A 16,295-nucleotide genomic window follows, 5' to 3' on the forward strand; every position below is an offset into this window, starting at 1 on the left:
GTTCACTGGTAAAGGGCCGCCAGTCGCGCCGCCGCTTCGGCCACCAGGGCGCGCAGCTCCGGTGGCCCGAGCACCTCCGCCTCCGGCCCGAACCGCAGCACCTGCCCGTACGCCACCCGCACCGACTCCACCCCCAGCCGGATCGTCCCGTCGGGCTGGAGCGAGGCCAGCGCGCCGGGCAGGGCGGCCGGGTCGGCGATGTGGCGCAGCATGCGCACACCCGCCTCGCTCAGCCGCAGCGTGACCGTCTCGCGCAGCAGCGACCGGCTGAACGCCGCGGACTGCCCCGCCCAGAAGGCCGCCAGGTCGAAGCCCGGGTCGCGCTCGAAGACCCGGGCGAGCACGCCGATCTCCCCGAAACGGTCCACCCGGAAGATCAGGAACCGCTCGCCGCTCCTCGCCGCCAGATACCAGGCGCCCGCCTTGAGCACGAGCCCGTACGGCTCCAGCGTCCGCTCCGCGTCCTTGTAGACGGCCGTCACCGACAGGTCCCGCCAGACGGCCCTGGCCAGCGGGGCGAGCGCGGCCGGCGGCGGGGAGTCGCCGGCGAACCAGCCGGGCGCGTCCAGGTGGAAGCGCTGCGCGGCCGTCGCGGGCGCGTCCCGCACCCCGGGGGACAGCGCCGCGGCGGCCTTCAGCCGGGCCGTCGCGGCCACCTCCTCCAGCCCCATCTCCCGCAGCGCCGCCGGCACCCCCGAAAGGAACAACGCCTCCGCCTCGGCCCGGTCGAGCCCGGTCAGCCGGGTACGGTAGCCGTCCAGCAACCGGTAACCGCCACCACGCCCCCGATCGGCGTAGACCGGCACCCCCGACTCCGCCAGCGCGAGCACGTCACGGTGGATCGTCCGCTCCGACACCTCCAGCTCCTTGGCCAGCTCCGCCGCCGTCATCCCGCCGCGCCCCTGCAACAGCAGGAGCAGCGACATCAGTCGCGCGGCGCGCATGGCAGGACGGGCAGCAGCATGGCCGAGGGGTGCTCGGGGGAGTGGAACACCTCGACGTCGGCGGGCACCATCTCGCCGCCGCGCCCGAGCGGCAGGCCGGTGCCCGGATTACGGGCGATCGTCGGGTACGCCCCAGCGGCCACCTGCACCCGGATCCGGTGATCGCGCGCGAACCGGTGCCCCACCGGCCACAGGTCCACCAGCACCCGCCGTATGTCCTTCTCCTTAATGTCCCCCGCCAGGTCGGGACCCAGCCGCCGCACACCCTCGCACACGTTGAGCGAGCGGCCGTCCGGATGCACGTCGCAGACACGCACGACCACGTCCACGTACGGCGTGCTCGACCTGACGAACAGCTCGGCGCCGACCGGCCCGATCAGCTCCACGTCCGACTCCAGCGCCGGGGAGCTGTAGACCAGCACGTCGCGCCGTGCCTCTAACCGCCGCTGGTCCCGCGGCCTGGAGTCGGCCAGCAGCACCGGCCCGCCGATCACCGGCGTCGGATGGTCCGGGTGGTAGCGGAACCGGTCCGGCTCACCCTCCTCCGGCGGCTCGGTCCCGAGCCCGAAGCCGCGCCGCAGGTGCCATCGCTCCTGCCGCATCCCGGGCACCGGCCAGTCGGGGTAGTCGCGCCACTCCTCGGCCCCCGTCACGTACAGCCGTACCGGCTCGGCCCGCAGCCCGGACCGGTCGCCCAGCAGGTGCGCGCGGAACCAGGCCAGCGCGTCGGCCATCGAGGGCCGCCCGTGCCGGGCGTCCACGTGGTACCAGGGCCCGATCGTCAGGTACGGCCGGCGCCCCGCCGCCCGCATCGCCTGATAGTCCTTGAGCTGCCACGGCAGGAACACGTCGTACCAGCCGCCCAGCATGGTGACGGCCGCCTCTACCTCGCCGACCTTCGGGGAGAAGTCACGCTTGTCCCAGTACGGCACCGCCGGGTCGGCGTGGTGCGCCAGGAGATCCTGGAAGAACGGCAGCGGCCGCCCCGCCGTCACCAGGTCCAGCTCGGCCACCGGCCGCCCGGACAGGACGGCCCTGCGGGTGAGCCGGGGCGCCGTCAGCATCGCCGTACCACCGAAGCGGCGCGACATGGCGTCGGTCAGCGTGGTCCAGCTCAGCGCCGACTCCAGCGCGAACGCCCCGCCCACGTAGGCGGCGTCCCTGAACTGCGAGGCGGTGATCTGCGTGGCCATGGCCTTCAGCTCCGGCCCGGCGTCGGCCGCGATGGCCCACTGGGTGTAGCCGAGATAGGAGGGGCCGAACATCGCGAACGACCCGCCGTACCAGGGCTGCTCGCGCATCCAGGCGACGGTGGCCAGGCCGTCGTCGTGCTCGTCGCCGAGAGGGTCGAGCGTCCCGCCGGAGCCGAAACCGCCCCGGCAGCTCTGGATCACCACCTGGAAGCCGCGCCTGGCGAAGCCCCGGCCGTACACCCAGCCGAACACGCCCCGCCTGCCGTACGGCGAGCGGATCAGGATCACCGGCGCCCGGTCCGACCTGACCGGCGCGTAGTGGTCGGCCAGCAGGGTCACGCCGTCGGGCATCGGAACGGGAAGGTCACGCCGGACCCGCACTCGTCGCATTACCTACCAGTAACAGATGCCCCATAGGCGCGATACCCCGGGGGGCGATGTGGAGCATCCCGGCGCGGGCGCGTTGCGTGATCATCGCGCGCCGGTTACGCTTGCCACATGCGAATCTCGTTGCAGCTTCAGTGGTGGCGCCGCTCCTAGGCGGCGCGTGATTCGCATTCCTCAACGGACGGCCGCCCCGGAAGGCGGCCTTTCTCGTGTCCGCCCCCGGGGCATCAGTGTTTGAACCATCGGTTTTCGACAAGGGGCAGCAGTGGAGACGAGCGGATATACCACCGCAGGGGGCATCGGCGTCGAGCGTGAGGTACGCCAAGTGCCGGAGGAAGCGCTCGAAGAGATCGTGACGGCACTCGGAGAGCGGCGCGGTGGCGCCTTCTCCTCCGGGATGGACTACCCGGGTCGCTACAGCCGATGGGCCTTCGGCTACGTCGACCCCTGCCTGGAGCTGGTCGCCAAGGGCCGCCGGATCTCCGCCAGGGCGCTCAACGCGCGCGGCAGGGTCGTGCTGCCCGCCGTGGTCTCCTGCCTGCTGGCCGCGGGCAAGCCCGTCGAGGAGCCGACCGCCGACTTCGTCGAGGTGCACGTGCCCGAGTCGGCGGACCTGCTCACGGAGGAGATGCGCAGCCGCCGGCCCACCGTGTTCACCGCGATCCGCGAGGTCATCGCCGCCTTCCGGGGCGACGACCCGCACCTGGGCCTCTACGGCTCCTTCGGCTACGACCTGGCCTTCCAGTTCGAGCCGATCCGGCAGGAGCTCGTCCGCCCCGACGACCAGCGCGACCTGGTGCTGCACCTGCCCGACCGGCTGGTGGTGATCGACCGCCAGCGCGAGACCAGCGTCGAATACCGCTACGAGTTCACCGTCGACGGCGCCACCACCCGCGGCCTGGAGCGCACCGGCGCGTCCGTGCCCATCACCGAGCCCGCCGAGGTGCCCGCCGACCCGAAGCGGGGCGACTACGCCAGGGTCGTGGCCGCCGCGAAGGAGAAGTTCAAGCGCGGCGACCTGTTCGAGGTCGTGCCCGGCCAGGTCTTCCACGCCACCTGCACCGACCCGTCGGCGTTCTTCCGCGGCCTGCGCCACAGCAACCCGGCCCCGTACGAGTTCATCATCAGCCTCGGCGAGGGCGAGCACCTGGTCGGCGCCTCGCCCGAGATGTACGTCCGGGTGAGCGGCGACCGCGTCGAGACCTGCCCCATCTCCGGCACGATCGCCCGCGGCAGCAACCCGATCGAGGACGCCGAGGCCATCCGCACCCTCCTGACCAGCGTCAAGGAGGAGTCGGAGCTGACCATGTGCACCGACGTCGACCGCAACGACAAGTCGCGCATCTGCGTGCCCGGCTCCGTCCGGGTCATCGGCCGCCGCCAGATCGAGCTCTACTCCCGCCTGATCCACACCGTCGACCACATCGAGGGCCGGTTGCGGCCCGAGTTCGACGCCCTTGACGCCTTCCTCACCCACATGTGGGCCGTCACGGTCACCGGCGCGCCCAAGACCTGGGCCATGCAGTTCATCGAGGACCACGAGGCCACCACCCGCAGGTGGTACGGCGGCGCCATCGGCTTCATCGGCTTCGACGGCTCCATGAACACCGGCCTGACCCTGCGCACCGCCCAGATCAAGAACGGCCTGGCGACCGTCAGGGCCGGCGCCACCTTGCTGTTCGACTCCGACCCCGAAGCCGAGGAGCGCGAGACCGAGCTGAAGGCCAGCGCCCTGCTCGGCGCCCTGGCCGCGGTCAACCAGCCGCACGCCCAGCCGGTCACGCAGACCCGCGAGCAGCCGGGTCAGGGCATGAAGGTGCTGCTCGTCGACCACGAGGACTCCTTCGTCAACACGCTCGCCGACTACTTCCGCCAGGAGGGCGCCGAGGTGGTCACGCTGCGCCACGGCTTCCCGGCGGCCATGCTCGACGACCTGGCGCCCGACCTCGTCGTTCTGTCGCCGGGGCCCGGCTGGCCGTCCGACTTCGGCATGTCGGCGCTGATCGACCAGATCTACGCCCGCGACCTGCCGGTCTTCGGCGTCTGCCTCGGCCTGCAGGCGATGGTCGAGCACGCGGGCGGCTCGCTGGAGCTGCTCGACTACCCCGAGCACGGCAAGCGCGGCCAGGTCAGCCGGCTGGGTGGCGGCGACGCGCTGCTCGACGGTCTGCCCGAGGAGTTCGTCGCGGCCCGCTACCACTCCCTGCACGCCAAGCGGGCGGGCGTGGTCGGCTTCACCCCGACCGCGGTCACGCCGGACGGCAACGTCATGGCGATCGAGGACACCGAGCGGCGCCGCTTCGCCGTGCAGTTCCACCCGGAGTCGATCCTCACCGCCGAGGGCGGCGCGGGCGCGAGGGTCATCGCCAACGTCCTCCGTCTCGCCCGCCGGTGAGGCTGCCTCCGATAGGTGAGGATCCAGCGCGTCTTTCCGGTAGGTAAAACGTCCACGGGGGCGTGCGGAGACCACTTAGAGTCTCCGCATGCTCCCCGTAGATCTGCCCGATACGGTGCGTGACGCCCTCCTGGCCCCGCTGGTCGACCACCACTGCCACGGGGTGCGCCGCGACGACCTGTCCAGAGCCCAGTTCGAGCTGCTGATCAACGCGGGCGGCTGCCCGGCGCCGCCCGGCACCACCCACTTCGACGCGCCGATCGGCGCGGCCATCCGCCGCTGGTGCGCGCCCGTGCTCGACCTGGAGCCGCACACCGCGCCCGCCGTCTACCTGGCCCGCCGGGCCGAGCTCGGCGCCGACGAGGTCAACCGGCGGCTGCTGCGGGCCGCCGGGGTGGGGGCGTTCCTGGTCGACACCGGCATGGAGGGCGCCGAGCTGCTGACGGCCGCCGAGCTGGCCCGCCACGGCGACGCGGCCGCGAACGAGGTCGTCTCCATCGAGCAGATCGAGCACGACGTGGCCGAGATGGCCCAGCTGGCCCTCGACTACATGGACAGCCTGGCCGAGGAGCTCACCGCCAGGGCCGCCAGAGCCGTGGGGATGGCGACGGTCATCGGCTACCGGTGCGGCCTCGACTTCGACCCATCCAGGCCCAGCAGGGGCGCGGTCATCGCGGCGGCCAACCGCCGGCTGTCCGACCCCAAGGAGCCGCTGACCGACCCGATCCTGCTGCGTTACCTGCTGTGGACCGCCGTCGACGTGGCCAGGGAACGCGGCCTGCCCGTCCAGTTCCACGCCGGTTTCGGCGACCCCGACCACGGGTTCCACCCGGGCCCGCAGCGTACCGATCCGGCACGGATGACCACGTTCGTCAAGGCGCTGCAGCCGATCGGCGTGCCGGTGGTGCTGCTGCACTGCTACCCGTTCCACCGCCAGGCCGCCTATCTGGCCGGCGTCTTCCCGCACGTCTACGTCGACGTCGGCCTCGCGCTGACCTACAGCGCCGCCGGATCCGCGCGGATCATGGACGAACTGCTGGAGCTGGTGCCCTTCCACAAGCAGCTCTTCGGCTCCGGCTGCCACGGCGTGGCCGAGACCGGCCACCTGGGCGCCCTCTACTTCCGCCGGGCCCTCGCCGCCACGCTCAAGTCGCGGCTCGACGCGGGGGAGTGGAGCGCCGCCGACGCCGCCCGGGTGGCTCACATGATCGGCTCCGGCAATGCCCGCCGGGTCTACCGGCTCTGAATTCCTGGGCAAGACCACCACCCTGGGCAGCCTCCTCGGGCTGTGCACCGCCGATTCCGGCACGGCGCGCCACGGAGGCGCTGGAACAGGTCGGTCTCGCCGACGTGGCCGACAAGCGGGTGCTGGCCTTCTCGCTGGGCATGCGGCAGCGGCTGGCGCTGGCCACCGCGCTGATCGGCCACCCCAAGGTGCTCATCCTGGACGAGCCCGCCAACGGGCTCGACCCGGCGGGCATCCAATGGTTACGCGGCTTCCTGCGTTACCTGTCCCACGAGCAGGGCGCCGCCGTCCTGGTCTCCAGCCACGTGCTGGCCGAGGTCGAGCAGATCGTCGACAACGTTGGGTGTTCATCGTCGAGGGACTGGTCAACGCGATCCCCGCGTTGCAGCCCGTCGGCAAGTGGACGCCGGGCGGCGCGGCCGGCGCGGTGACCAACAGCGGCGTCGACCTCGGGCTCGGCACCGACTATCTGCTGCCGGCCTGGGCCGGCGCCGTGGTGCTGCTCGGCTACGCGCTGCTCGCCTCGGCCACGACGATCCGGCGGGACATCACCTAGCCGCACCCCGTGGGGCCGGGCCCGGCCTGCTCTTTCGGACGGCCGTCCTCCATGCAGGCGCCGAGCTTGGCCCCGACGCTCTGCATGGCGTCGGCCAGCGCGGCGACCTGCGCGGGCGTGAGGTGATCGAACAGCACCTCACGCAGGGCCCGCGCGTGCTCCGGGGCGATCGCGGCGACGACCGCCCGCCCCTCGGCGGTGATCTCGGCGACACTGGCCCGGCCGTCGTTCTCGTCGGGCCGCAGTTGTACGTAGCCGCGCTCGACGAGCTTGCTGACCCGATGGCTGAGCCGGCTGATCGAGACGTTGCCCAGGGTGGCCAGGTCGCTGAGCCGCAACGGCCCGGTGGCCAGCGTGTTGAGCAGGCCGTACTCGATGTGGACCAGGCCGTGCGTGCGGAACGTACGCTCCACCTGCGGAATGCCGACGAGCATCACCGCGAGCAGGCCCTGCCAGGCCCGCTGCTCGTCATGGTCGAGCCCCTCGACCAATGGACCCCCAGCTCAGAATCGGCCGACCGCGACGATGACCACCATCGCCAGCAGTACCAGGTTAACGGCGAAGCTCTCCTTGCGCCTCCGGTGGACCTGGGCGGCGACGATCATGGTGATGCCGAGACCGACGGCCGCCAGGGGCGTGAGGATCGGGGCGATGCCGGTGGCCCAGGGCAGCACCAGGCCGAGCGCGCCGAGCACCTCCACCACGCCGATGGCCCTGACCTGCTGCTGGCTGAAGTCGTCCACCCACCCCATGCGCGGCTGGAGCTTCTCCTTGGGCTGGGTGGCCTTCATGAAGCCCCCGAAGAGGAAGGCGACGGCGAGCAGGGCCTGGAGGACCCAGAGGACGACGTTCATAAGTTGTCCCTTCAAGTTATTCGAGGGTCTCCGACTGTAGGCCCAAAAACTTGAAGCGACAAGTGTTCAGCCGGACCCCGTGCCGAGTCGCGCGCAGGTCCGCGACCTGGTTTGCTGGGGCCATCACATCGCCTAACCCGAGCGGGGGCTCTTCCATGCGCACCGTCGAACCCGAGGTGTTCCTCGTCGCCCGTCCTGACCTCGACTACGACGAGCTCGCCCGCTACCTGGGCGAGGTCGGCGGGGAGAGCTGGCTGGAGCGGCTCGACCGGGGCGACCTCGACGCACAGAACCTGGCGGAGTTCGCCGGGCGCCTCTGCTACCGCTCCTTCGAGCCCGGACTCAACCCCAACGTGGTGCGCATCCGCGAGGACCAGGGCGACTACCTGCGCAACATCCTGGCCAGCGCCCACGGCTCGGTGCTCGAGCATCTCAACTTCAGCTTCGTGCTGCACAACGTCAGCCGCGTGCTCACCCACGAGCTCGTCCGGCACCGGCCCGGGGTGGCCATCTCGCAGGAGTCGCTGCGTTTCGTCCGCCTCGACGAGCTGCCGTTCTGGTTCCCCGAGTGGGCCCAGTCCGACCCCGAGCTGATGAAGCGGGCCACGGCCCTGCTGGAGCAGATGGAGCAGTTCCAGGTCTGGATGGCCGGCCACTTCGGGCTCGACGAGGAGGGCGTGCAGTTCTCGGAGAAGAAGCACCGCACCTCGTTCATGCGCCGCTTCGCCCCGGAGGGGCTGGCCACCGGCCTGGTCTGGACGGCCAACGTCCGCACGCTGCGGCACACGATCGAGGCGCGCACGGCCGTGGGGGCCGAGGAGGAGATCCGCCTGCTGTTCCAGCGCATCGGCGAGCTCATGGTCAAGGAGGCGCCCGCCCTGTTTGGCGACTACGTCATCCAGGACGGGGCCTGGGTCCCAGGCTGGCGCAAGGTGTAGTGAGTACAGGTCTCAGGCGAGCGCGGGCATGACGTAGACCTCGGCGCCCGGCGGCAGCGCGCAGTCCAGGCCGCCGAGGCCGCGGGCGTTCTCGCCGCACACGATCATGTGGATGTGCCGGCGGATGCGGCCGCAGTCGTCACGCAGCCGCTCCTCCAGCAGCGGATGCGTACGGCGCAGCATGTCGAGCGCGGAGCCGAGGGTCGGCGGTGCGTCCTGCTCGGCGGCGACGGCGAAGACCTTCACCTCGCTGTTGCCGCTCACCCAGCGGCGCAGCGAGTTGGGCAGGACGAAGACCACCATCATCACGTTCTTCGCCATGGACTACAGCACCGCCGCGCGCACGCTGAGCACGTCGGGCAGGTGCCGGGCGACCGCCGACCAGGTGTCGCCGTCGTCTCGCGACCAGTGGACCTCGCCGTCGCGGGTGCCGAAGAACACCCCCGCCTCGCCGGCGGTCATCGCGTCACGCAGCACGCTCGCGTGCACCGGCCCCTCGGGCAGCCCGCGCTCCAGCGGCTGCCATGTCTCGCCCGCGTCGTCGCTGCGGAAGACCCGGTAGCGGTGATCGACCGGGGTGCGGTCGATGTCGGCGTTCAGCGGCAGCACGTAGACCGTGTCGGGCCGGGTGGGATGGACCGCGATCGGGAAGCCGAAGTCGGACGGCAGCGACGAGCCGATGTCGTGCCAGGAGCCGCCGAAGTCGTCGCTGCGGTAGACGCCGAAGTGGTGTTGCAGGAAGAGCCGCTCGGGCCGGGCCGGGTGCATGCTCACCCGGTGCACGCACTGCCCGTATTCGGGATACTGCTGCCCTTCCGGCATGAACGGGGCGCGGATGCCCTGGTTGGCGGCCTCCCATGACAGGCCGCCGTCGGTGGTGCGGTAGAAGCCGCCCGTCGAGACCGCGATGCCCATGATCTTCGGGTCGGCCGGATGATTGATGATCGTGTGCAGGCACAGCCCGCCGCCGCCCGGCTGCCAGTGCTCCCGGTGGGGGTGCTCCCACAGGCCTTCGACCAGCTCGTAGGTGACGCCGTGGTCCTCTGAGCGGAACAACGCGCCCGGCTCCACCCCGGCCCAGACCACTCCGGGCTCGGCGGGCGACGGCGCGAGCTGCCACACCCGGGTCAGCGTCGCGCCGGTCTTCTCGGGGAAGGCGATGGGGGGACGCTCGGCCTCCTGCCAGGTCTCGCCGAGGTCGTCGGAGTACATCACCGAGGGGCCGAAGTGGCCGTACTCGATGCCCGCGAGGATCCGGGGCGCGGTGCCGCGCGTGTCGATGGCCACCGAGGTCACACCGACGGTGGAGAACTGGATCGGCGCGACCTCGAACGGGCCGCCGTCCGCTGAGCGGGCGAGGAACAGGCCCTTGCGGGTGCCGATCGCGAGCACTGCGTCGCTCATGTCAAGCTCCCATCGCTCCCGTGTTCGCTTCTCGCCATCGTGCCACGCCCTGACCAGGAGCGCCGAGGACTGGGCGATTTGCTGCGCGATTACGCAGGCGGCTGGTGAGCTGTGCCATCCTGTGTGCTGATTTTTCATGAAATTCGTGAAATTAGTGTAGCTTGACCGGCATGACGCACGCGATCTCCGTGTCCGGCCTGGTCAAGACCTTCGGCCGGACACGTGCGCTCGACGATCTCGAGCTGACCGTCGGCACCGGTGAGGTGCACGGCTTCCTCGGACCGAACGGCGCGGGAAAGTCCACGACCATCCGGATCCTGCTCGGCCTGATGCGGGCCGACTCCGGCGAGGCGAGCCTCCTGGGCGGCGACCCCTGGGCCGATGCCACCGACCTGCACCGCCGCCTGGCCTATGTGCCCGGCGACGTGACGCTGTGGCCCAACCTGTCCGGCGGGGAGGTGATCGACCTGCTGGGACGGTTACGCGGCGGCGTCGACCCGCGGCGCAGGAAGAGCCTGATCGAGCGGTTCGAGCTCGACCCCCGCAAGAAGGGCCGCGCCTACTCCAAGGGCAACCGGCAGAAGGTCGCCCTGGTCGCCGCGCTGGCCTCGGACGTGGAACTGCTCATCCTGGACGAGCCCACCTCCGGGCTCGATCCGCTGATGGAAGCGGTGTTCAGGGACGCCGTCGCGGAGGAGAAGGCGCGGGGCCGTACCGTGCTGTTGTCGAGCCACATCCTGTCCGAGGTCGAGGCCCTGTGCGACCGGGTGAGCATCATCCGCGGCGGGCACGTCGTCGAGACCGGCACGCTGGCCGAGCTGCGCCACCTCACCCGCACCTCGGTCACCGCGGAGCTGGCCGGCGAGCCGGTCGGCCTGGCCGGTCTGCCCGGCGTCCACGGCCTGCGCGTCGAGGGCAACCGGGTGAGCTGCCAGGTCGAGCCGGCCCACCTGGGCGAGCTGTTCTCCCTCCTGACCGCCCGGGGCCTGCTCAACGTCACCGCCACCCCGCCCACGCTGGAAGACCTCTTCCTGCGTCACTACCGCGCAGCGGAGCACCACCAGTGAGCACCTTGACCGGAACGGGCACTCTGGCCCGTCTCATCCTGCGCCGCGACCGCCTGATCCTGCCCGGCTGGGGTCTTCTGGCCGCCGTCTACCCGTCGGCCATCGCCGGCAGCACGGCCGAGCTGTACCCGACCAGCGAGGCCCTCCGGTCGACCGCCAGGGCGGCGATGGCCAATCCCGCCCAGGTCGCCATGCGCGGCATCGTGTTCGATCCGAGCGTCGGCGGGCTCACCGCGTGGACCGTGGGCTCCTCGGGCGCGATGCTGCTCGGCCTGGTGAGCATGCTGCTCGTCATCCGGCACACCCGGGCGGAGGAGGAGTCGGGCCGTCGCGAGCTCGTCGGCGCGGGGGTGGCCGGCCGGCACGCGCCGCTGACCGCGGTGCTGGCCGTGGTGTTCGCCGCGAACCTGCTGATCGCCGTCCTGATGTCGGTGGTGCTGATGAGCGGTGGGCTGCCGGTGGGCGGTTCCGTCGCGCTCGGGCTCTCGCTGGCCGCCGCGGGCTGGACGTTCGCCGCCGTCGGCGCCGTCGCCGCGCAGGTGACGGAGAGCGCCGCCGCGGCCAGAGGCCTCGGCGTGGGGGTGTTCGTCTTCTTCTTCGTGATCCGCGCCGTCGGTGACGCGGGCGGGGCGGACTGGCTGTCCTGGCTGTCGCCGCTGGGCTGGACGCTGCGTGTGCGGCCGTTCGCGGGAGAGCGCTGGTGGGTCCTCGCGTCGCTGCCGGTTCTCGTCGCGCTGGTGGCCGCCGCGGCGTACGCGCTGTCGGTCCGCCGCGACCTCGCCGCCGGCCTGCTGCCGCCGCGGCTCGGGCCCGCCACGGCGGCGCCCGGCCTGCGTACGCCGCTGGCACTGGCCTGGCGGCTGCACCGAGGCCAGGTCCTGGCGTGGTCGGCGGGCTTCGGAGCCGGTGGTCTCGCGCTCGGCGGGGCCGTCACCGGCGGCCTGGAGGGCCAGATCGACGCCCCCGAGATCATGGACCTGATCAGCAGGGTCGGCGGCCCGGACGCCAGACCGGTCGACTTCTTCCTCAACTTCCTGCTGTCCATGCTCGCCTGGATCGTCGCCGCCTACGGGATCTCCGCCGCGCTGCGGCTGCGCGCTGAGGAGACGGCCGGGCGCGCCGACCTCGTCCTCGTCACCCCGGTCAGCCGCGCCCGCTGGGCGCTCGGCCACCTCCTCATCGCCGCGGCGGGTCCCGCGCTCGTGCTGGCCGCACTCGGCACCGCCGCCGGCCTCGGGTACGGCCTGAGCACCGGCGACCTGGGCAGATTGCCGCAGGTGTTCGGGGGAGCCCTGGCCTACCTGCCCGCCGTGTGGGTGATGACCGGGATCGCCGCGGCGCTGGCCGGGCTGCTGCCCCGCCTGGCGATGGCGAGCTGGGGCGTCTGGGTGGCCTTCATCCTGCTGGACATCTTCGGCCTGCTCGGGCAGGTGGACGAGGCGTTCCTGCAGATCATCCCCTTCGTGCACGTGCCCTGGGTCGTGCTCGGGCAGACGGCGGCGGCCCCGCTACTGGCCCTGACCGCCGTCGCCGCCGCGCTGACCGCGCTCGGCGTCATCGGGCTGCGTGGGCGCGACCTCGGCTGATCGGCCGTCCTTCAGGGCCGCGTTCTGCTCCTGCCACCTGCGCATCAGCTTCGGCACCTCGCCGCGGAGAAAGGCGAAGAAACGCTGGACCTCATCCAGCCGCTCCCCGGCCGGCGTGCCGGTGCCGAACACCGCCACTCCGTCGCGCGCACCCTCCTCGAACCGGCGGAAGACCTCATCGCTCGACGAGGTCGCCTTGAACCAGGCCGCCTGGTCGACGCGGTAATGGTCGCGACGCTGCCCCGGGTCCCGCTCGCGGGTGATCATCCCGACCCGCAGCAGGTACTTCACCGCGCCGGAGATCGCCGGCGCGCCGACGCCGAGTTGGTCCCCGAGCTCGGCGGCGGTCCGCCGGCCCTCCCCGGAGACCAGCAGCGCGGCGAAGACCCGGGCCGCCATCCGCGGATAACCCGACTCCGACATGATCATGGCGAAGCGTTCCATGAACCGCGCGCCTTCGCTCTCCCGGTCCCCGTCGAACGTCTCGCCCATGGCTACATCATCGCCAGAGTTACGAAATTTCGCGAATTGAGGGAAGGAACCATCCGCTTTACGTGGGAGGTAATCGACCTGCTTCCCTCCCTTCGATAGCGTTGCGGGCATGGGTGCGCTCGCTATAGAAGATGAGTCCTTCGGGGATCTGCTGCGATCCTGGCGGCAGCGGCGGCGGGTGAGCCAGCTCGATCTGGCGATCGAGGCCGAGGTGTCGGCTCGCCACCTCAGTTTCCTCGAGACCGGGCGCGCCCGGCCGAGCCGCGAGATGGTGATGAAGCTGTCGGAGGAACTGGAGGTGCCGCTGCGCCACCGCAACCGGCTGCTGGTGGCGGCGGGCTTCGCGCCGGTCTTCCCCGAACGCGAGGCCCGCGCCCCCGTCGTCCGGCAGGCGCTCGACAAGATCCTCGCCGGGCACGAGCCCTACCCGGCGATCGTCGTGGACGCCGCCTGGAACCTGGTGGCGGCCAACGCGCCGGCGGCCATGTTCATGGACGGGGTGCCGGAGGAGCTGCTCAAGGAGCCGGTCAACATGATGCGGCTGTCGCTGCACCCCGAGGCGATGGGCGGCCGGCTGGTCAACCTCGCCGAGGTCCGCGCCCACCTGCTGCACCAGCTGCGCAGGCAGGCGGAGGCGTCGGGCTCCGGGCAGCTGGCCGAGCTGCACGACGAGCTGGCCGCCTACACCTACCCCGGCGTGGACCTGAACGTGGCGCACGTGCCGGGACCGGCCGACATCCTGGTGCCGCTGCGGATCAGGCACGGGACGCGGATCCTGTCGATGTTCACCACGATCGCCACGTTCGGCACGCCGCTGGACGTCACGGTCGCCGAGCTCGCCATCGAGACGTTCTGGCCCAACGACGACGAGACCGCCGCCGTCTTCCAGCAGCACTCCTCCTCCTAGCGTTCGCCCTGCACGATGTCGCGGTGGATGCGTGACAGGGGTACGCCGTCGATCTGCATCCGCCGGACCGTCTCGTTGACCATCGCGGGCGGCCCGCACACGTACACCTCGTGCTCGGCCCACGAGTGGAAGCGCTGCGCGACCTCCGGCAGCCGGCCGCGCATCCCGTCGTAGGAGGGCTGGCCGGACACCACCGGCAGCACCCGCAGCCAGGGGAACGACGACTCCATGCGGATGAGGTCGGGCAGGTCGTACAGCTCCGCCGCCGTCCGCGCGCCGAACAGCAGGTGGATGTTGGGCCGGCGGCCCGAGGCGATGATGTGCTCGATGATCGCCTTGATCGGCGCCAGCCCGGTGCCGCCCGCCACGCACAGCACGTCGCGCGGGCTGCGGTCGCACAGCGCCATCGTGCCCATCGGCGGCCCCAGCATGACCGTGTCGCCGACGCGGGTGTCCCTGGTCAGGGCGGTGGACACCCAGCCGCAGGGGACCGAGCGCACGTGCAGCGTGATCGTGTTGTCCACGCGCGGCGCGTTGGCGATGGAGAACGTGCGCCAGACGCGCGGCCACCGCGCGACCTGCACGTTGATGTACTGACCCGGCGTGTACGGCAGGCGCTGCGTCGGCCGCAGCGTCAGGACGGCGATGTCCTCCGTACGCAGCTCGTGGTCGACGACCTCGGCCAGCCACCACGCGGGCGAGACCCCGGAGTCGGACTCGGCCGACTCGATCATGAGATTGGCCGCGACGGTGTAGGCGGCCACCCAGGCCGCTTCGATCTCCTCGTCCCAGATGTCGGTGGCGAACCGCTTGATGGTCGCCAGCAGGGCGTTGCCGACCGCGGTGTAGTGCTCCGCGATCACGCCGTACTTGCGATGGTCCCGCCCGAGCTGGCCGAGGAAGGACGCCAGGCTGTCCGGGCTGTCCAGGCTCCACACGATGCGGGTCAACGCGCTGAAGAGCCGGTCGCGCTGCATGTCCATGGCCGGGGGGAACATGCCCCGCAGGTGCGGACTCTCGGCGAACAGCCGGCCGTAGAAGTAGGCGGTGGCCTTGTCGGCCACCGGCTCCACGACGGCGAAACTCTCCTTTACCAGGCGTGGATTCAACGACATGAAATTAACCCCACCCTTTGGCCGGAATATCATTCCGGTCGTGTCGTTACACCTCCCTGACGGCTCCGGGTGATGAACGCTCGGCGGGCCCCGGCTCGACCGATCGCTCGAATTCGAGTCTTACACCACCTCCTGGGCGTCACAACCGTTTCGCCCCGATACAGCGCTGACCTGAACTTTCCGTGACGGTAACGTGATTTTCCGCATTCATTTGGGGTAGATTTCGGTCATCAAACGTGAATATATATCGTATTCGCATAGTATGGCCGAGAAGATCGGCCCGTAGGGGAGCCGTCGGCTGGCACGGCTCCCGGACCGGAAGTCAGGCGGGCCGTACGTTCTCCGCGAAGCGGCCGGGATTATTGCCGGACTCCTCGAAAACGAAGATGATGTACGTCTCGAAGAAAACCTGACCTGGTCCGGCCACGCGTCCGGCGCCCATCCTCCGGCTGCCCTTCCACACCAGTTGGGTGAAGTGACCGCAGTCGGCGACGTTTTCCGGGTCGCCGAAGTCGTAGCCTTTGATTTCGTCGTACCATTCAGCAACCGCTTTCCCTGCGGCGAGCGGCCGCTTTTTCGAACCGGCGCCCCAGAAAAGGTTCTCGCCGGTGCCTTCTCTCAGTCCGTCGTGCCCGGCCTCGGTGTCCGGATATTCCGATCGCGACGCCGCGCGGGATCTTGCGTACTCGACCAGCTCGGGGTCCAGGACCAGCGGTGGGGCGTGATGCTTGGCACGATGGGCATTGGCCTCGGCCAGCGCCTCCGCGAGGAAGCCGTCGCTCGTGGCGTCGGGGAGAGGTGGGCGTAAGCCTGCCATCGTCAGTACCTCGTTCGCGACCGGCCGGCCGCGAATAAGGCATTGTTCGTACGCACAATGAGTTCCCTTCCTGTGGTTCCGCGCTTTCCTCTGGATTGTGGGCGACGGGATATGCCGCATCAAGGGGCAAAGGGGCCCAGATGTCACCGGGAAACGTTTTCGGATGGTCCTTATCGGGCCATTCCCGGCTGGAAGGGAAGACGCGCTTCATTGACAAGATGGAGTGGGAATGTGTCAGGCGCGTCACCGCCCGCGAACGGGACATCTCCGGACAAATGATGATAAATGGCACCTTTGTGATATATCTGACACGCGGCGGAGAATGGATTGACTGATTCTGTAGAGTCGGAATAATCGGATCTTGCCGGATGTGTCGCCACTGGGAGTGACGCAA

17 protein-coding genes are annotated in these 16,295 nt (G+C 70.7%); 8 read left to right on the forward strand and 9 right to left on the reverse strand.

What is annotated here, in order from left to right; all coding sequences use genetic code 11:
• Positions 1 to 2: 2 nt before the first annotated feature.
• Both KME78_RS44575 and KME78_RS44580 read right to left on the reverse strand, forming a co-directional pair.
• Entirely contained in the window at positions 3 to 944 is a 942-nt protein-coding gene (locus KME78_RS44575; RefSeq protein WP_219535924.1) for a helix-turn-helix transcriptional regulator, read from the reverse strand.
• Positions 926 to 2,488, reverse strand: coding sequence for a CocE/NonD family hydrolase (locus KME78_RS44580; RefSeq protein WP_246653240.1), 1,563 nt, complete (start codon positions 2,486 to 2,488; stop codon positions 926 to 928). The genes KME78_RS44575 and KME78_RS44580 overlap by 19 nt, the downstream gene beginning before the upstream one ends.
• 301 nt (positions 2,489 to 2,789) lie before the next feature.
• On the opposite strand from KME78_RS44580, the gene KME78_RS44585 reads away from it, so the two are divergent.
• The 4 genes from KME78_RS44585 (at position 2,790) to KME78_RS66670 (ending at position 6,721) form a co-directional block, all read left to right on the forward strand.
• Positions 2,790 to 4,919, forward strand: coding sequence for an anthranilate synthase component I (locus tag KME78_RS44585; protein ID WP_219535928.1), 2,130 nt, complete (start codon positions 2,790 to 2,792; stop codon positions 4,917 to 4,919).
• A gap of 88 nt (positions 4,920 to 5,007) precedes the next feature.
• Positions 5,008 to 6,165: an amidohydrolase family protein gene (locus tag KME78_RS44590; RefSeq protein WP_219535930.1), complete on the forward strand. Its 1,158-nt coding sequence runs from the start codon at positions 5,008 to 5,010 to the stop codon at positions 6,163 to 6,165.
• On the forward strand, positions 6,090 to 6,596 hold the full coding sequence (locus KME78_RS68235; protein ID WP_219535932.1) for an ATP-binding cassette domain-containing protein: 507 nt from the start codon (positions 6,090 to 6,092) through the stop codon (positions 6,594 to 6,596). The genes KME78_RS44590 and KME78_RS68235 overlap by 76 nt, the downstream gene beginning before the upstream one ends.
• Complete coding sequence (locus KME78_RS66670; protein ID WP_281429041.1) at positions 6,593 to 6,721, forward strand: hypothetical protein; 129 nt, start codon at positions 6,593 to 6,595, stop codon at positions 6,719 to 6,721. The genes KME78_RS68235 and KME78_RS66670 overlap by 4 nt, the downstream gene beginning before the upstream one ends.
• Here the strand turns inward: KME78_RS66670 and KME78_RS44600 are convergent.
• Both KME78_RS44600 and KME78_RS44605 read right to left on the reverse strand, forming a co-directional pair.
• Positions 6,718 to 7,212, reverse strand: a complete 495-nt coding sequence (locus KME78_RS44600) for a MarR family winged helix-turn-helix transcriptional regulator (RefSeq protein ID WP_219535934.1) — start codon at positions 7,210 to 7,212, stop codon at positions 6,718 to 6,720. The genes KME78_RS66670 and KME78_RS44600 overlap by 4 nt on opposite strands.
• A gap of 12 nt (positions 7,213 to 7,224) precedes the next feature.
• Positions 7,225 to 7,575 carry a DoxX family protein gene (locus KME78_RS44605; protein WP_219535936.1) on the reverse strand — a complete coding sequence of 117 codons (351 nt, stop codon included), beginning with the start codon at positions 7,573 to 7,575 and terminating at the stop codon, positions 7,225 to 7,227.
• A 155-nt stretch (positions 7,576 to 7,730) separates the two neighbouring features.
• Between KME78_RS44605 and thyX the strand changes: the two genes are divergently transcribed.
• On the forward strand, positions 7,731 to 8,513 hold the full coding sequence (thyX, locus tag KME78_RS44610; protein ID WP_219535938.1) for an FAD-dependent thymidylate synthase: 783 nt from the start codon (positions 7,731 to 7,733) through the stop codon (positions 8,511 to 8,513).
• 12 nt (positions 8,514 to 8,525) lie between these two features.
• Here thyX and KME78_RS44615 read toward each other — a convergent pair whose 3' ends face one another.
• Positions 8,526 to 8,834 carry a ubiquitin family protein gene (locus tag KME78_RS44615; protein ID WP_219535940.1) on the reverse strand — a complete coding sequence of 103 codons (309 nt, stop codon included), beginning with the start codon at positions 8,832 to 8,834 and terminating at the stop codon, positions 8,526 to 8,528.
• A gap of 3 nt (positions 8,835 to 8,837) precedes the next feature.
• Positions 8,838 to 9,917 carry a WD40/YVTN/BNR-like repeat-containing protein gene (locus KME78_RS44620; protein ID WP_219535942.1) on the reverse strand — a complete coding sequence of 360 codons (1,080 nt, stop codon included), beginning with the start codon at positions 9,915 to 9,917 and terminating at the stop codon, positions 8,838 to 8,840.
• Between the two features lie 170 nt (positions 9,918 to 10,087).
• Here KME78_RS44620 and KME78_RS44625 point away from each other — a divergent pair, with 170 nt between their 5' ends.
• Together KME78_RS44625 and KME78_RS44630 are read left to right on the forward strand one after the other, a co-directional pair.
• A complete protein-coding gene (locus KME78_RS44625; RefSeq protein ID WP_219535944.1) occupies positions 10,088 to 10,984 on the forward strand; it encodes an ABC transporter ATP-binding protein in 897 nt (298 codons plus the stop codon).
• Positions 10,981 to 12,570 (forward strand): ABC transporter permease, encoded by a 1,590-nt coding sequence (locus tag KME78_RS44630; protein ID WP_219535946.1) that lies wholly within the window; start codon positions 10,981 to 10,983, stop codon positions 12,568 to 12,570. Before KME78_RS44625 ends, KME78_RS44630 begins: the two co-directional genes overlap by 4 nt.
• On the opposite strand, the gene KME78_RS44635 is transcribed toward KME78_RS44630, so the two are convergent.
• Positions 12,493 to 13,062, reverse strand: a complete 570-nt coding sequence (locus tag KME78_RS44635) for a GbsR/MarR family transcriptional regulator (RefSeq protein ID WP_219535948.1) — start codon at positions 13,060 to 13,062, stop codon at positions 12,493 to 12,495. The two genes, KME78_RS44630 and KME78_RS44635, sit on opposite strands and share 78 nt — an antisense overlap.
• 109 nt (positions 13,063 to 13,171) lie before the next feature.
• On the opposite strand from KME78_RS44635, the gene KME78_RS44640 reads away from it, so the two are divergent.
• Positions 13,172 to 13,969: a helix-turn-helix domain-containing protein gene (locus KME78_RS44640; RefSeq protein ID WP_219535950.1), complete on the forward strand. Its 798-nt coding sequence runs from the start codon at positions 13,172 to 13,174 to the stop codon at positions 13,967 to 13,969.
• Here KME78_RS44640 and KME78_RS44645 read toward each other — a convergent pair.
• Both KME78_RS44645 and KME78_RS44650 read right to left on the reverse strand, forming a co-directional pair.
• The gene (locus KME78_RS44645) at positions 13,966 to 15,084 is read right to left on the reverse strand and encodes a globin domain-containing protein (RefSeq protein ID WP_219535952.1); all 1,119 of its coding nucleotides are present in this window, start codon (positions 15,082 to 15,084) and stop codon (positions 13,966 to 13,968) included. The two genes, KME78_RS44640 and KME78_RS44645, sit on opposite strands and share 4 nt — an antisense overlap.
• A gap of 322 nt (positions 15,085 to 15,406) precedes the next feature.
• Positions 15,407 to 15,901 carry a CAP domain-containing protein gene (locus KME78_RS44650; protein ID WP_219535954.1) on the reverse strand — a complete coding sequence of 165 codons (495 nt, stop codon included), beginning with the start codon at positions 15,899 to 15,901 and terminating at the stop codon, positions 15,407 to 15,409.
• Between the last annotated feature and the right edge of the window lie 394 nt (positions 15,902 to 16,295).

This window comes from Nonomuraea guangzhouensis, from assembly GCF_019396345.1.
GTDB classification, from domain to species: Bacteria; Actinomycetota; Actinomycetes; order Streptosporangiales; family Streptosporangiaceae; genus Nonomuraea; species Nonomuraea guangzhouensis.

Excerpts from the sequence above, each read along its gene's own strand:
- thyX (WP_219535938.1), top strand. The coding sequence starts at position 7,731 with ATGCGCACCGTCGAACCCGAGGTGTTCCTCGTCGCCCGTCCTGACCTC.
- KME78_RS44625 (WP_219535944.1), top strand. The coding sequence starts at position 10,088 with ATGACGCACGCGATCTCCGTGTCCGGCCTGGTCAAGACCTTCGGCCGG.
- KME78_RS44645 (WP_219535952.1), bottom strand. The coding sequence starts at position 15,084 with ATGTCGTTGAATCCACGCCTGGTAAAGGAGAGTTTCGCCGTCGTGGAG.
- KME78_RS44575 (WP_219535924.1), bottom strand. The coding sequence starts at position 944 with ATGCGCGCCGCGCGACTGATGTCGCTGCTCCTGCTGTTGCAGGGGCGC.
- KME78_RS44590 (WP_219535930.1), top strand. The coding sequence starts at position 5,008 with ATGCTCCCCGTAGATCTGCCCGATACGGTGCGTGACGCCCTCCTGGCC.
- KME78_RS44580 (WP_246653240.1), bottom strand. The coding sequence starts at position 2,488 with ATGCCCGACGGCGTGACCCTGCTGGCCGACCACTACGCGCCGGTCAGG.
- KME78_RS44635 (WP_219535948.1), bottom strand. The coding sequence starts at position 13,062 with ATGGGCGAGACGTTCGACGGGGACCGGGAGAGCGAAGGCGCGCGGTTC.
- KME78_RS44615 (WP_219535940.1), bottom strand. The coding sequence starts at position 8,834 with ATGGCGAAGAACGTGATGATGGTGGTCTTCGTCCTGCCCAACTCGCTG.
- KME78_RS44605 (WP_219535936.1), bottom strand. The coding sequence starts at position 7,575 with ATGAACGTCGTCCTCTGGGTCCTCCAGGCCCTGCTCGCCGTCGCCTTC.
- KME78_RS44650 (WP_219535954.1), bottom strand. The coding sequence starts at position 15,901 with ATGGCAGGCTTACGCCCACCTCTCCCCGACGCCACGAGCGACGGCTTC.
- KME78_RS44620 (WP_219535942.1), bottom strand. The coding sequence starts at position 9,917 with ATGAGCGACGCAGTGCTCGCGATCGGCACCCGCAAGGGCCTGTTCCTC.
- KME78_RS44640 (WP_219535950.1), top strand. The coding sequence starts at position 13,172 with ATGGGTGCGCTCGCTATAGAAGATGAGTCCTTCGGGGATCTGCTGCGA.